Below are 13,301 nucleotides of genomic sequence, written 5' to 3'. Positions count from 1 at the left end.
ATAATTGCAAAAATTTTTTTAAAGGTTTAATACCACGATGAAACTTACAAAATTAGGAAGTAAGCCAACCGCACAACCAACTAAAGAGTTAGAAACTTTCAGTAATCCAAATCCAAAAGGTGATTTTCATATCCATATGGAAATACCTGAATTTACTTGCCTGTGTCCAAAAACTGGGCAGCCAGACTTTGCAACTCTATATCTAGATTATATCCCTGATAAGCACTGTGTGGAACTGAAAAGTCTAAAATTATATATGTGGTCCTTTAGGGATGAAGGTTGCTTCCACGAGGCTGTCACCAATCAAATTTTGAGCGATTTAGTTAAAGCAACAAAACCTCGATATATGAAATTAACAGCTAAGTTTTATGTCCGCGGAGGGATCTTCACTAACGTCGTTGTTGAGCATAGAAAAAAAGGATGGAAACCACAACCTAAAGTTGATTTAGATCAATTTCCAAGTCAAAATAGCGTTGTTTAAATAACTGGGGGTATAGCTCAGCTGGGAGAGCACTTGCATGGCATGCAAGGGGTCAGCGGTTCGATCCCGCTTACCTCCACCATCAACCTATTTAATCCAGTCCAATGGGGTTTAATTTATACAATTAAGTAATTGATTTTACAATAATATTAGTCTTACACGATCCAATACAATCAAAAACAACAATGAAGTTGGGGTAAAAATAAGCTTTTACTCCAGCTCTTTTTTTTACCCAAGATGTAGAGAAATTTACCCCCTCATTAGTTGAAAAAAAAGGGGCTAAACGCCCCTTTTAAATAAGTAAGAAGATTATTTTTTTTCTTTTTCATCTTCTTTATCATCTGCAGCTGCTAAAAAGAAACCTCTTTCAGCTTTCTCTTTGTCGTCGCCTTCTTTATCGTCACCAGCTACAACAAAACCTCTTTCAGCTTTCTCTTTGTCGTCGCCTTTTGTGTCAGTGTCGTCAGCAGCAAAAGAAAAAGTTGCGATAGAAAGCAGCATAAGTCCTAATATTTTTTTTAACATAAAAAATCCTTTTAGTTATTTTTGTATAAAAAAAAGCTTAAGCTGCGAGAGCAACTTAAGCACTTAATTGATACCCTAACATATAGATTAATTACTTTGAACCCCAGATTTTAAAATCATTGTATTTTGATTGAAAATGCAAGATTTTATAAGTTGTGTATACTGTGAACTCTAAAATATGTCAATCGAAGTATATTCTGATCCAAATATTCAAATTAAAAACCCAAGTTATGACTATGGTTTTCAAATAGCAGAGCTTGTGAAAAACTCCCCACCCTTAGATCTAAACTCAACTTATCATTATTTTATTCAATCTCATTACTTTGCTGAAACATGCGCTATTGCCGTCAATCAGGCTGATAAAGTTATTGGGTATGTATCTGGTTTTAACGATCCAAGGGATTGCAAAACTCTATTTATTTGGCAGGTAGCCATCTCAAAAGAAGCACGAGGTGGTGGTTTGGCCTCAAAATTAATACATTTTATTTTATACGAACACCCTGATGTGCAATTTATTGAAACCACTATAACAAAAGATAATACAGCCTCTATATCGCTGTTTAATAAAATTACTAAAGAGTTGAATACTAATATTGTTGAAGAACCATTTCTCGATAAATCCAAACATTTTTTAAACCAACATGATTCGGAAAACCTATTTCGAATTGGACCATTCAAAATATTAAAGGAGAATCCATGAAAATTTTTGAAGAAATAGAATCAGAAGTTCAGTGTTATGCCAGATCATTTCCACGAGTTTTTAATAAAGCTCAAGGTGAATATTTATATGACACCGAAGGAAATCAATACCTCGACTTCTTGGCGGGTGCCGGTACATTAAATTATGGACACAACAATCCCGTATTTAAAAAGGAGTTATTGAAGTATATTGAATCAGATGGAATAACGCATGGCTTAGACTTACACACCAAGGCAAAGGGTAATTTTTTAAATACCTTTAATGAGAAAATTCTTAAGCCGAGAAATATGGATTATATAGTTCAGTTTACTGGCCCAACAGGAGCAAATGCGGTTGAAACTGCCATGAAACTTGCTCGCAAAATTAAAAAAAGAGAAACAATAATTAGCTTCACCAATGGCTATCATGGCGTAACCCTTGGAGCATTAGCCTCAACAGGAAATCAACATCATCGAGGCGGTGCTGGTATGTTGCTAACTGGTGTTGATACCCTTCCCTATGATGGTTACATGGGTGATGACATCGATACAACAGCATATTTAGATAAGGTATTATCTGATAGCAGTAGTGGTGTTGATCATCCAGCAGCCATTATTGTAGAAACGGTTCAAGGTGAAGGGGGTATTACGGCAGCAAGTTTTTCATGGTTACAGAATATTGAAAAAATATGTAAAAAACATGACATTTTATTGATTGTGGATGACATACAGGCTGGTTGTGGACGGACCGGTACATTTTTTAGCTTTGATGAGGTTGGAATACAACCTGACATCATCACTATGTCAAAGTCTCTGAGCGGTTACGGTTTACCATTTGCAATGGTGTTATTTAAGCCTGAACATGATATCTGGAAACCTGGGGAACATAATGGTACCTTTAGAGGTAATAACCTTGCCTTTGTTACTGCTGAGGCAGCCATAAAACATTACTGGTCTGATGATTTATTTTCCAAAGAAGTTAAGCGAAAAGGTAAATACATGTATGACCGGATTAATAAAATAATTGATCAATACGGTGAAGGAAATTTTTCATCACGAGGTCGAGGAATGTTCCAAGGGATTAATTGTGTGAGTGGAGATCTGGCAAGCAAAATTACTAAACTAGCGTTTAAAAATGGTTTAATGATCGAGACTAGCGGTGCAGATGACCATGTCATTAAATTCTTATGCCCATTAACAATTTCTGATCAAAATTTAAAAAGAGGTATGGATATTCTCGAGGATGCCATTGAGACAGTATGCGCCAAGGTTAAAAACTTTGATGAAGAGGTTGATTACTTTGATGAAAATTACGAGGTTGAAGAAGAATGATTGTAAGACATTTGAATGATTGTCTGATCGACAGAAAGATTGAGGATCCCAATGGAAACTGGAATAGTGTTCGCATGCTGTTAAAAGACGACGGCATGGGGTTCTCTTTTCATATCACCACTATCTACGCCAATAGTTCAATGAAGATGCATTACATGAATCATCTGGAATCGGTTTATTGCATTTCAGGTACAGGAACAATTAAGGATCTGAAAACCAATCAGGAACATAAAATTGAACCAGGTGTAATTTATGCCCTTGATCAACATGATGAACATATTCTTACTTCGCATGATGAAATGCAGCTGGCCTGTGTCTTTAATCCACCAATCACGGGTACCGAAGTTCACAACAAACTAGGTGCGTATGAACTAGAATAAATCTATTATGGAAATAGTATTCCTTGGACTTTTACTTTTCATTGCTCTAATTGGGATTGCTTCCAGTAGATTAAATAAACCTACGGTAAAAAATTACTACCTTGCAGATAAGTCATTAAGCCCATGGTTATCAGGCTTGTCTGCAATGGCTACCAACAATAGTGGCTATATGTTTATTGGTCTTATTGGGTTTACATATCTTAATGGGCTATCAAGTATATGGTTAATGATTGGTTGGATATTAGGTGATTATCTAATCACAAAAAAATTATTTCCAAAAATTGTAAATAAAAGCTTCCTTTCAAAAAATGTTACCTATGCATCAATCATTGGTGATCTAGCGAAAAACAAACTGATCACCAAATTGGTAGCATTAATTAGCTTTGTCTTTTTACTGATATACGCCTCCGCTCAATTTGCAGCCTCTGGTAAGACATTAATGGCAGTCATGAATTGGGAGTTTTATTATGGTGTAATTACTGGTGGCTTTATTGTTCTGGTTTATTCTTTAACAAGTGGGATCAGAGCATCAATTTGGACTGACGCAGCACAATCAATAATCATGTTAGTTTCTATGGGTTTGCTAGTTTTATTTTCAATTGCCAAACTTGGTGGAGTCAATCAAACATTATTTCAGCTATCAGAAATTGATGGCTTCATGATCTTATTCAGACCAGGTGCTGGAGATTCTGTTTTATTTAATGCACTTTCATCCCTTAGCTGGATAGTTGCCGGTATGTTTGTAGTTGGGCAGCCTCATATAATGATTAGGTTTTTTGCAGTTAAGGATCACAATGACCTGATTCGCTCAAGAATTTTTTATTATTCTAGCTATATATTATTTTATGGTTTAGCTTTTGCGGTTGGGATGTTATCCAGACTAATTTTAGATAACGCTTCTGGATTTGATCCAGAATTAGCATTACCCATGATGGCACAAATATTATTTAATCCATTCATGATTGGTCTAATTACATCTGGAATTTTTGCTGCAACAATGTCCACTGCTGATTCATTGATTATTAATTGTTCAGGGAATATTTCACAAGACATATTTGAACTAACTAGGTTTTCAAAAGCGCAAATAGCAGGTATTACACTATTTGTTGCCATTACCTCAATTATTATTGCTTTAATTAATAGCGTGAGCGTATTTTCTATTGTGGTGTTTTCATGGACGATACTTGGTTTCTTAATTACTCCATTATTGATAATGATTTTTCTTAATAAAACAATAATTGCAAAACATTTTGTAATTTCAGGGATTCTTTCAACAATGATTTTTTATATTGTTAATAGCTATGTTTTTTTCGAAGGAGTTTATTTGGGAATATATCCATTTGTTGTGAACTTAATATATTTATATTTCTTTTTAAAAAGAAGTAAAAACTAAAAAGATGTAGTAAAAGTTGGGGTAATTGCAATGGCATACATTGCATTCAATAGGTCCTCAATTCAACCCTGCTTCCCTTCACCATTAATCTAGCGTGATGGGCAATTAAAACATTTACCTACTGTTTTATTCCAGTTTTTAACCTTATCAAGACCAACAACATCTTTAAATTCCGCGTTATTTACTTCGGCATCGTTTAAATCGGCGCCAGTTAAATCGGCACCAGTTAAATCAGCCTGAATTAATTCTGCTCGATTAAGATTAGTGTTTTTAAGATTGGCTCCTCTTAAATTTGCAAATTTAAAGCTTGCAATATTTAAGTTAGTATTTTCAAAATTAGTATTTTCAAAATTGCCACTTGTTGAATCAAACTTCATCTGACCCATCGGCTGGTTGCCAACATCTAAACCTAAATCAGCATCTGACACATCGGCACCAGACATGTCTACTTTACCCAAGGTGCCAATTAAACGAACACCGCGTAAATTCGCCTTGTGAAAATTTGTGTTACCAAAGATTGGTTGGAAGATTGTAGCCATTGAAAGATTTGCACCGGTAAAATTGGCCTCTTCTAATCTAGCTAAATTAAGGTAAGCTCTTTGCAAGTCAGCGCCTGATAAGTTAGCCCCTCTCAAATCAGCCCCAAAGAAGCTAATGTTAACCATTTTGCAATGGGTCAAATCTTTACCGCTAAAATTTAAATAACCTACGTCAAGATTAGACAAATCACATTCCGGGTCATTATTTAAAATATTATCGACCTCCTCTTGAGTTATTTTTTTTCGCTCATCATTTAAGGATGCTGTAAAAAATTGCTCTGCTTTTTTGATTACCTCTTGAGGGTTTTCTAGAAAGATATCTTTTGCTACCTTGTTACCGAAACAGTAGATTTTGCCTTCCACTGTTTCATTAACAGAACAATCAGTTACATGAAAATTTCCCTCTGAAAGGCTGGTTGTACAGAAATTATTAAACTCCTCACTAAAAGTGGGGACATTTAACATCAGTAAGACAATTGATAATAATTTTTTCATGACGCCAACATCCTTTTTTATATTTGTTAATTGGATATACACTTACCAAATGAAGCCCTAGCATCATCAGGATTCTCAATACCTTGAGTTTGCATGACGCATTTTATTTTCTTGGTAATATCTTTATTAGATTTATTAAAATCAGAAAGTGGGATATTCAGCTCTCTTGAGAGCTCTTCGGGTGGAATACCCATGGCGTCAGCCAGCTCTTGAGCTGTATCAAACGCTAACACACTGCTACACATAAACATTAAGACAACAAGATATTTCACTACACCAATCTTTCAAACCAAAACTAATTTATAAATACTGAGCAGCCGTAATAAACTCACTGAAAGACTCACACCAGATCACAATAGTATTGTATTTATTAATTTGTATATCGGACGGAATATGAACAATTAAGTTTTCAAAAATATTCACATCGGCGATATACGCTGCGGAATCCTTAATGGTGAGAAATTCTTTCTCATTTTCAACAAATTGTTGAGTTAAGTACACCTTATAATCAGGTCCTGGAGCAATTTTTCCTTTTATCACTATATGTTTATCTGAAATAGTGACATCAGCCTCACCCCAATGCAATAAATCGCTACCGGCTAGATCTCTAATAAATTTTGTTTTATATGCTGCATCAGATTGAAGTTGGTCAATATCCATGATGTCGCTTGAATCTGGGGCAATTAAGATGGGTAAGAGATAAATACCTAATGCAAAACCAAAAAATAATGTTGAAATATGAGTAAATAAAAGAATAATTTTGGTTTTAAATTTTGTTTTCATTTTTTTTAAACGATTGTTAATTGATTTCTAAAAAATTTTTTAAACGTATCATTTACAATAAAACAAGAGTACCATGAGTGTATGAAAGATGCTTACTTAAATATAAGTGAGATCGCACATTCGCTCAAAATTGACCATAAAACACTTATGCAGCGGGTCCATGATGGCAAATTTCCCCCACCAAAAAAAATAATCAATGATCGTTTTATAATTTGGAGTTACGCTGTCATCGAAAAATGGATTGCGCAACAAAAAGAAAATCAGGAATGGTTTGATGACATTGATCCAGATTCTTAAAAGCCTTTAGATTTAAAAAAGAAATAAAAAAGGATTCCAAGCAGACAAATAGGTAAAGCTAAAATGAATGATTCTTTCGGGGTATTAAAAATACTTTTTAATGCTTCGCGGTAATAAAAACCAACCATTAGTAAGATTAAAAAAAGGCCTAAAATTCGAGCAAAATCTGATTCCATAGTTACATGCAAACAATGGTGCCGTTTTCAAAGCGAGTGCATTTTTTTACATCGCCATTGTCGTCAGTGATTTCAATTGTCTCTTCAGCAAAACTGGCATGGATCAAGATAAGACCTGAAATAATAAGTGTTTTTAAAAATATTTGTAACTTCATCATGACCTTATGATAAAGAATAAAATAAAAAGTGCCTCTTTGTTTGATAATATTAAAAATTGAATTATGAATGCCTTATAGATGTATGGAATGGGTGGCTAGTTGCCTCCTTATATATTGTTTCCTTTATTTATTTTTCAATTAAAAGAAAAGATGCCGATTTAGTGTCATTGATCATCCCTGTCTTAGTTTTAGGAAACTTCTTCTTGCTGATTTTTATCATTTATTCTCAAATACAATGTTAGAGCTCAAAGGAACATTTTTTCAGGAAAAAGTTTGGGATGCAATTATGAACATTCCAAAGGGTCAGGTGAGAACTTATAAAGAAATAGCCGTATCGATAGGTCACCCAAATGCTTACCGGGCTGTGGCAAGTGCGTGCAAACATAACCCCTACCCCATTGATATTCCATGCCATCGTGTTATACCTGTCACAGGAGGTGTAGGAAATTATTTAGGGGTTGTTAATTGTGAAAGGAAGAGAGGACTGCTGGTATCTGAGGGAGTGGATGTAACTCTTTTTAATCTTTAGATTAATTTAAACGTCTATCAGTGTTCCTAGCTTGTTTCAAAAGAATGTTTTCCATTTCGGTCTCTTTCGCGCTTCTTTCTTTCCAGGTAATGGCTTTCGATGTCGCATACTGACCCTTGTATTCCTCTTTAATTAACTTGTTATACTTCCAACCCTCGATCAGCTTCTCATTGCCCTTGCTGTCACTCCACGAGATTTTTGTAGTGGTCGGCATGATGTCGTAATATTCGGCGGGAATCTCCACCACATCATATCCAATTGAATTCAGTTTACATATTAAATCCTCAGCCCCAACATTGGATTCAAGGATCTCATCTTCAGTAAGCTGAAAAGCTTCAATCTCAGGATAGGTTTTGGCCAAATAGATTTGCAAGGGTGAGCCTTTAGGTATAACCACGCGATAAATTAATTCACCATTAACTTCCTTTGTGAAAAAATCCCAGTAACTGACTGAGCCCCTGTGCCAAATTTCCTCGGCAGAAGCCTTAATCACGATACCGTGCTTTTCCAGATTTTCATCTTCGTCATCAAAAAAATCAAAATCTTCCGACATGTGTATATCCTAAATTGAATGCTATTAAAGATTAATGAATGCTTAAAAAGTTGCCTATTCTTCCAAATAATTGGTGGTTTGTCGACTCAAGATTTCTCTTTTGAATAATGGGCCGCTATGAGAGATAAGAGCCCCATTAAAGAAAGATAATAACCCACATAATCAAATCCAAAATTATTAGCAAGCCACAGAGCAATAAATGGAGCAAATGAGGCTCCTAAAATACCGGACAAATTAAATGACAGCGAGGCACCGGTATACCTCACCTCAGTTGGAAAGACATTGGACAACATGGTGCCTAAGGGGCCATAGGTGAGTCCCATTAATGCCATGCCAATAAATAAGGTCATCATTACGCCTATGGAATGAATACTGATCACCTCTTCTAAGAATAGACCAAATACAATAATAAAAAATGAGGTAACAACCATCATCTTTCTTGGGGTCAGCTTATCTGCAAAATAAGCTGACAATGGAATCATCCCTGCGAAGAAGAGTATCGAGTAGAGCTGAATGATAAGAAATTCCTCATCAGTGAAATTGAGATGCTGAATTGACCAGCCTGCAATGAATACAGTCATTAGATAAAAGATTCCAAAGGTGGCTATCCCAGTAAAGGCTGCAAGGAATAAAGGTAATTTTTGCTCTCTAAATATTTTTGCTATGGGTACATTTTGATGCAGTTTTTTATTTTGGCTAGCTTTTATAAATTCTGGAGTTTCAGAGATTTTTAACCTAATATATAAACCAATTGCGATTAATAATGCACTGGCAATAAATGGAATTCGCCAGCCAAAGTTAAGAAAATCTTCCTTGGTTAACATTTCAGTTAAGATCAAAAAGATCCCGCCAGACATTAATAAGCCCAATGGTGCTCCTAATTGAGGAAACATACCAAACCATGCACGTTGTCCCTTTGGTGAATTCTCCACAGCCAATAAGACTGCCCCGCCCCATTCACCGCCCAAGCCAAAACCTTGCCCAAATCTGCATAGAACAAGCAGTATTGGCGCCAAAATACCCACAGATTGATAACTTGGGAGCAAACCAATCATAACGGTCGATAAACCCATGGTAAGCAAAGCAGCAACTAATGTAGCCTTGCGGCCAATTTTATCGCCAAAATGGCCAAAAAATGCTGAACCAAGAGGCCTTGCAAAAAATGCAACCGCAAAGGTCGCTAATGACTGTAGCATTTGTGTGGTCGGGCTGGATTCTGGAAAAAAAAGATACGGAAAAACCAAGATTGCCGCATTGGCATAGATATAAAAATCAAAAAATTCAATAGTTGTGCCAGCAAGGCTAGCCAATAAAACAGTCGTTTTAGAATTGGTTTTATTTGTCATTAAAAGCTGTACGATAGATTAATCAGATGACAATCTAACACAAAGCTTCATAAAGTGTTAATCCTCAGAATCGGGCACAAATCTTAATACCGCACTATTAATACAGTATCTCTTGCCTGTGGGTGGTGGCCCATCATTAAATACATGTCCTAAATGGATCCCAGAACTTGCACTGAGCACCTCAACCCTCATGCCATCGTCATGGAATGATAATGCTCCTGGAATGGGATCAAAGAAGCTAGGCCATCCTGTTCCGCTGTCAAATTTCGTATCACTTCTGAATAATTTGGCTCCGGTGAGCGGATCTACGTAGTAACCTGGCTCTTTGTTATCCAACAATGAACCGGTAAATGGGTATTCAGTACCATTTTCAAAAGCAATTTTTCTTTGTTCAGGGGTCATAGTCTGTAAGCTCACCCATTCCCAGAATCGCTTTTTATCACCATCATAACCTGTATATCGAGCAATTTCTTTATGATTTTTGGTCATTACTATTGTTGGGGTTACTATCACTGGTTCATTCAGCTGGACCGAGCCATCATTAAAAACGTACGTTTCGACGAGTTTCACTTCAGACTGCCAGACTTGAGTCACATCCTTCTTAAATAACTGACAGGATGAGCAATCTTCTGCCTCATAAACAACTATTTGTAATTCTTGAATGATTTCTGGTGATAAATGTTCTTGCTTCATTTTTCTTGCCTCTAACAAAGAAGTGATGCTCAATAAAAAGATAAAAAATATGGGGGTTACTAAGTAATTTTTCATTATTAATAAAGTATTATTGTCGATAATTTTTATAGATTAACTTCATCATGTAATGTTCAATATTAAATAAAAACTTTTTATAATCATATATTTATAAAAATTAATTAAAGTAGATAATAAAATATATATTTATTGAAAAAAAAATTATTTCACGTACTCTTGTAAGCATGAACCAATTTGATAATGTTATTTCTCGTTTTAACACCGATTCCGTCCGCTGGGATAAGTATAACAAAGACATTATCCCTCTTTGGGTTGCAGATATGGACTATGAAACCCCTCAGTGTATCATTGATGCCATAACAAAAAGACTCGATCATAAAGTTTTTGGGTACACCCATGCGCCATATCAACTCAAAGAAGAAATAACACAATACATTAAAGATCAGTTTGACTGGACTATTGAGTCTGAATGGATTGTATTTACCCCTAGCTTGGTTTCCAGCTTGTATTCAATTGCCCAACAACTAACACAGGCTGATGATCATGTATTAACACTGCAGCCGGTGTACCACCATATCTTGCAGGCGGCATCTTTTTCTCATAGAGATTATTCTGCTGTACCGTTAGATAATTACTATCATCGGCTCATTCTTAGTGCTGAGGGGCTTAAGCATTACCAAAAGAGTAACACGCGCCTATTGTTATTCTGTAATCCCCACAACCCAGGAGGGTCAGTATACACAAAGGCTGAACTCAGTGAAATTGCTGCCTTTTGTGTGAACAACAACATTGTGATCTGCTCAGATGAGATTCATTGCAATATGATTCATGATGGGATTCAGCACATCCCCATCGCGAGCTTATCTGAGGAGATTGCAGACCAATCCGTCACATTAATGTCCTTGAACAAAGTGTTCAATATTCCAGGACTTGGATTAGCTTGGATGATTTGCAAGAATAAAGAGATAAGAAAGAAGATACAAGCACAAATCGGCACTTTGATTCCTGATCCCCAAATTATTAGCTATATAAGTACTCAAGCTGCTCTTCGTCATGGAGAACCGTGGCGACAAGAACTTATTCAATACCTTGAGAGCAATAAGTTAATGTTAAAAAATGATATTAAACAGATGCAACCATTACAGATGTACACAATGGAAGCCAGCTATTTAGCGTGGATTGATTGTAGTCAATTAGAGATTGAAGATCCGGCACAGTTATTCTTAGAGCACGGTCTTGCATTACAGCCTGGATCGATGTTCCAGCAAGATAATCACGTAAGAATTAATATCGCCACACCCAAATCAGGACTCAGAGAAGCTTTAGACAGGATGCATGCCGCAATTGATAGCCTTCAAGACTAAAACAAATCTTTTAGTTTTTTTAATTCTTTAATGTTTTCAATTTCGCCAAGCTCAGACTCAATTTTTTTAATGGCCTTTTCTGCTTCTCGATCAATTTGTTTTTTTAGGTCTTTTTCAAGATCATTCACTAAATTTTTAAAATTAACAGCTCTCTTTAAATCTTTTTCCATAGCATCAAGGAATACCTTCACTAACTCGTCTGCCAGCAACCCGTTCTCTTTTGCCCCAATGTTACTTAATTTAATATTTGGCAGCTGGACAGATAAGGTTTGACTGGAGGCAAATGGCATCACCGCCTCAACTTCAGTATTGATCATCTCAAAGGAGCGAATAATAATCTTTTTACTTTGTTGTGTTTTTGATTGACTTAAGTTTTTCTTTTGATCAACAACCGGGTTATTTTTTTGATCACTGTTTTTTTTCTTTGTTTTTTTATCTATATTTTTCTTTAGCTCAACAAAGTTAGTTTTTCCATCATTAAACTCATACACGATATCTGCATGATTGATAAATACTCTTTCAATGATCACCACGTCATCTAAAATAGTACCCACATCAATTTCTAGTTCAGCCTGGTCAAAACGAAAAGCGTATTTAGTTTGAAACCCTTCGGGATTACCTTGTTGATAATTATTAAGAACACCGACGCCCTCTTTTAAATTTAGTTTAACCTGAGCTAGACTGACATTGGTATCTGTAGCATCTGAAACAGATGTCACAATAATTTCTCGGACAATTTCATCTAGATTGTCTTTTAAAAAAAAGAGTAGTCCTGCTATAGCAATCAAGCCTATTAAAAATATCACCAATAATTTTTTCACAATAAAACCTAAAATTACTATTTATAAATTATATTAATTTGTCTTTTTTTTATAGTCAATTGACTTCAGGAAATTGATATAAGATCATTGAAGAAAGTTAAATTTTTAAGCGTGCTCATGGAGATTTTAAAGTACATTGTATTAATAGATCAGGCGATCAATCAAAATGAATCTGAAATTGAGGGATTAGATCGGGCGATTGGTGATGGAGATCACTTTATTAACCTAAAAAGGGGTATTACCGCCCTACACTCAATAACCGATCAGTTATCGACAATGACTGTGAATGAACAATTTAAGATGATCGGCATGAAAGTGTTATCGACCGTGGGCGGCGCCTCTGGACCTTTATTTGCGACTTTTTTTTTGGAAATGGGTAAACACGTCCCTGACAGCAATCCATCCCTACATATTATCGCTGAAGCTTTTTCCAAGGCAGTTGATGGGATAAAACAAAGGGGCAAGTCTGATGTTGGTCAGAAAACAATGCTCGATGTGTTAATACCTGTTGCCTCAAAGTTTCAAAAACTAGCATCTTCACACATGAGCGCTCAAGAAATCGCCTCAGACATAAACCAGTTTGCGATCGATTGTGCCCATAATACAAAAGACATGCTACCTTCCAAAGGAAGATCATCTGGTTTGGGTGAGCGTGCTCTGGGACATATAGATCCAGGGGCAAAAAGTTGTCAGGTAATGATCAGTGCTGTTTGTCAGCACATTCAAGGAGAGTAAATACC

At 35.8% G+C, this 13,301-nt stretch carries 17 protein-coding genes, 1 tRNA gene and 1 pseudogene; 10 read left to right on the top strand and 9 right to left on the bottom strand.

The annotated features are described in order from the left end of the window. Positions 1-37 precede the first annotated feature (37 nt). Positions 38-481, top strand: coding sequence for a 7-cyano-7-deazaguanine reductase (locus tag UZ34_03125; GenBank protein ID AKO64426.1), 444 nt, complete (start codon positions 38-40; stop codon positions 479-481). A gap of 6 nt (positions 482-487) precedes the next feature. Beyond that, a tRNA-Ala gene (locus tag UZ34_03120) sits at positions 488-563 on the top strand. Between the two features lie 227 nt (positions 564-790). Here UZ34_03120 and UZ34_03115 read toward each other — a convergent pair. Continuing rightward, entirely contained in the window at positions 791-1,006 is a 216-nt protein-coding gene (locus tag UZ34_03115) for a hypothetical protein (GenBank protein AKO64425.1), read from the bottom strand. A gap of 178 nt (positions 1,007-1,184) precedes the next feature. Between UZ34_03115 and UZ34_03110 the strand changes: the two genes are divergently transcribed. Genes UZ34_03110 through UZ34_03095 form a run of 4 tightly spaced genes read left to right on the top strand, consistent with a single transcriptional unit; the run spans position 1,185 to position 4,789 of the window. After that, positions 1,185-1,706: a hypothetical protein gene (locus UZ34_03110; GenBank protein AKO64424.1), complete on the top strand. Its 522-nt coding sequence runs from the start codon at positions 1,185-1,187 to the stop codon at positions 1,704-1,706. After that, a complete protein-coding gene (locus UZ34_03105) occupies positions 1,703-3,016 on the top strand; it encodes a diaminobutyrate--2-oxoglutarate aminotransferase (protein AKO64423.1) in 1,314 nt (437 codons plus the stop codon). Before UZ34_03110 ends, UZ34_03105 begins: the two co-directional genes overlap by 4 nt. Further along, positions 3,013-3,396 (top strand): ectoine synthase, encoded by a 384-nt coding sequence (locus tag UZ34_03100; protein ID AKO64422.1) that lies wholly within the window; start codon positions 3,013-3,015, stop codon positions 3,394-3,396. The genes UZ34_03105 and UZ34_03100 overlap by 4 nt, the downstream gene beginning before the upstream one ends. 7 nt (positions 3,397-3,403) lie before the next feature. Continuing rightward, positions 3,404-4,789, top strand: coding sequence for a hypothetical protein (locus UZ34_03095; protein AKO64421.1), 1,386 nt, complete (start codon positions 3,404-3,406; stop codon positions 4,787-4,789). A gap of 101 nt (positions 4,790-4,890) precedes the next feature. On the opposite strand, the pseudogene UZ34_03090 reads toward UZ34_03095, so the two are convergent. The 3 genes and pseudogenes from UZ34_03090 to UZ34_03080 form a co-directional block, all read right to left on the bottom strand. After that, positions 4,891-5,865, bottom strand: a pseudogene (locus UZ34_03090) (hypothetical protein). Continuing rightward, on the bottom strand, positions 5,850-6,068 hold the full coding sequence (locus UZ34_03085) for a hypothetical protein (protein ID AKO64420.1): 219 nt from the start codon (positions 6,066-6,068) through the stop codon (positions 5,850-5,852). The pseudogene UZ34_03090 and the gene UZ34_03085 overlap by 16 nt, the downstream one beginning before the upstream one ends. Before the next feature lie 55 nt (positions 6,069-6,123). After that, positions 6,124-6,606 (bottom strand): phenylalanine--tRNA ligase, encoded by a 483-nt coding sequence (locus tag UZ34_03080; protein AKO64419.1) that lies wholly within the window; start codon positions 6,604-6,606, stop codon positions 6,124-6,126. 81 nt (positions 6,607-6,687) lie between these two features. Between UZ34_03080 and UZ34_03075 the strand changes: the two genes are divergently transcribed. After that, positions 6,688-6,903, top strand: coding sequence for a hypothetical protein (locus UZ34_03075; protein ID AKO64418.1), 216 nt, complete (start codon positions 6,688-6,690; stop codon positions 6,901-6,903). Here UZ34_03075 and UZ34_03070 read toward each other — a convergent pair. Beyond that, positions 6,900-7,079, bottom strand: a complete 180-nt coding sequence (locus tag UZ34_03070) for a hypothetical protein (protein AKO64417.1) — start codon at positions 7,077-7,079, stop codon at positions 6,900-6,902. The genes UZ34_03075 and UZ34_03070 overlap by 4 nt on opposite strands. 393 nt (positions 7,080-7,472) lie before the next feature. Between UZ34_03070 and UZ34_03065 the strand changes: the two genes are divergently transcribed. Then, positions 7,473-7,766 carry a 6-O-methylguanine DNA methyltransferase gene (locus tag UZ34_03065; GenBank protein ID AKO64416.1) on the top strand — a complete coding sequence of 98 codons (294 nt, stop codon included), beginning with the start codon at positions 7,473-7,475 and terminating at the stop codon, positions 7,764-7,766. 1 nt (position 7,767) lies between these two features. Here UZ34_03065 and UZ34_03060 read toward each other — a convergent pair whose 3' ends face one another. The 3 genes from UZ34_03060 to UZ34_03050 all read right to left on the bottom strand — a co-directional run bounded on the left by UZ34_03060 (position 7,768) and on the right by UZ34_03050 (position 10,433). Further along, complete coding sequence (locus UZ34_03060) at positions 7,768-8,319, bottom strand: hypothetical protein (protein ID AKO64415.1); 552 nt, start codon at positions 8,317-8,319, stop codon at positions 7,768-7,770. An 86-nt stretch (positions 8,320-8,405) separates the two neighbouring features. Beyond that, entirely contained in the window at positions 8,406-9,665 is a 1,260-nt protein-coding gene (locus UZ34_03055; protein AKO64414.1) for an MFS transporter, read from the bottom strand. Positions 9,666-9,722: 57 nt separating this feature from the next. Further along, on the bottom strand, positions 9,723-10,433 hold the full coding sequence (locus UZ34_03050; protein ID AKO64413.1) for a peptide methionine sulfoxide reductase: 711 nt from the start codon (positions 10,431-10,433) through the stop codon (positions 9,723-9,725). Between the two features lie 167 nt (positions 10,434-10,600). On the opposite strand from UZ34_03050, the gene UZ34_03045 reads away from it, so the two are divergent. Then, complete coding sequence (locus UZ34_03045) at positions 10,601-11,740, top strand: hypothetical protein (GenBank protein AKO64412.1); 1,140 nt, start codon at positions 10,601-10,603, stop codon at positions 11,738-11,740. Here UZ34_03045 and UZ34_03040 read toward each other — a convergent pair. Continuing rightward, positions 11,737-12,561, bottom strand: a complete 825-nt coding sequence (locus UZ34_03040) for a hypothetical protein (protein AKO64411.1) — start codon at positions 12,559-12,561, stop codon at positions 11,737-11,739. The two genes, UZ34_03045 and UZ34_03040, sit on opposite strands and share 4 nt — an antisense overlap. Before the next feature lie 117 nt (positions 12,562-12,678). On the opposite strand from UZ34_03040, the gene UZ34_03035 reads away from it, so the two are divergent. Continuing rightward, the gene (locus UZ34_03035) at positions 12,679-13,296 is read left to right on the top strand and encodes a dihydroxyacetone kinase (GenBank protein AKO64410.1); all 618 of its coding nucleotides are present in this window, start codon (positions 12,679-12,681) and stop codon (positions 13,294-13,296) included. The last annotated feature ends 5 nt before the right edge of the window (positions 13,297-13,301 follow it).

The sequence above is a fragment of the Methylophilales bacterium MBRSF5 genome (assembly GCA_001044335.1).
Taxonomy (GTDB): domain Bacteria; phylum Pseudomonadota; class Gammaproteobacteria; order Burkholderiales; family Methylophilaceae; genus BACL14.
Note: the sequence above shows the minus strand (reverse complement) of the source record. Positions and strands in the feature narration are given on the sequence as shown.

Excerpts from the sequence above, each read along its gene's own strand:
- UZ34_03110 (AKO64424.1), top strand. The coding sequence starts at position 1,185 with ATGTCAATCGAAGTATATTCTGATCCAAATATTCAAATTAAAAACCCA.
- UZ34_03065 (AKO64416.1), top strand. The coding sequence starts at position 7,473 with ATGTTAGAGCTCAAAGGAACATTTTTTCAGGAAAAAGTTTGGGATGCA.
- UZ34_03045 (AKO64412.1), top strand. The coding sequence starts at position 10,601 with ATGAACCAATTTGATAATGTTATTTCTCGTTTTAACACCGATTCCGTC.
- UZ34_03075 (AKO64418.1), top strand. The coding sequence starts at position 6,688 with ATGAAAGATGCTTACTTAAATATAAGTGAGATCGCACATTCGCTCAAA.
- UZ34_03050 (AKO64413.1), bottom strand. The coding sequence starts at position 10,433 with ATGAAAAATTACTTAGTAACCCCCATATTTTTTATCTTTTTATTGAGC.
- UZ34_03095 (AKO64421.1), top strand. The coding sequence starts at position 3,404 with ATGGAAATAGTATTCCTTGGACTTTTACTTTTCATTGCTCTAATTGGG.
- UZ34_03105 (AKO64423.1), top strand. The coding sequence starts at position 1,703 with ATGAAAATTTTTGAAGAAATAGAATCAGAAGTTCAGTGTTATGCCAGA.
- UZ34_03085 (AKO64420.1), bottom strand. The coding sequence starts at position 6,068 with ATGTGTAGCAGTGTGTTAGCGTTTGATACAGCTCAAGAGCTGGCTGAC.
- UZ34_03080 (AKO64419.1), bottom strand. The coding sequence starts at position 6,606 with ATGAAAACAAAATTTAAAACCAAAATTATTCTTTTATTTACTCATATT.
- UZ34_03070 (AKO64417.1), bottom strand. The coding sequence starts at position 7,079 with ATGGAATCAGATTTTGCTCGAATTTTAGGCCTTTTTTTAATCTTACTA.
- UZ34_03035 (AKO64410.1), top strand. The coding sequence starts at position 12,679 with ATGGAGATTTTAAAGTACATTGTATTAATAGATCAGGCGATCAATCAA.
- UZ34_03060 (AKO64415.1), bottom strand. The coding sequence starts at position 8,319 with ATGTCGGAAGATTTTGATTTTTTTGATGACGAAGATGAAAATCTGGAA.
- UZ34_03100 (AKO64422.1), top strand. The coding sequence starts at position 3,013 with ATGATTGTAAGACATTTGAATGATTGTCTGATCGACAGAAAGATTGAG.
- UZ34_03125 (AKO64426.1), top strand. The coding sequence starts at position 38 with ATGAAACTTACAAAATTAGGAAGTAAGCCAACCGCACAACCAACTAAA.
- UZ34_03055 (AKO64414.1), bottom strand. The coding sequence starts at position 9,665 with ATGACAAATAAAACCAATTCTAAAACGACTGTTTTATTGGCTAGCCTT.
- UZ34_03115 (AKO64425.1), bottom strand. The coding sequence starts at position 1,006 with ATGTTAAAAAAAATATTAGGACTTATGCTGCTTTCTATCGCAACTTTT.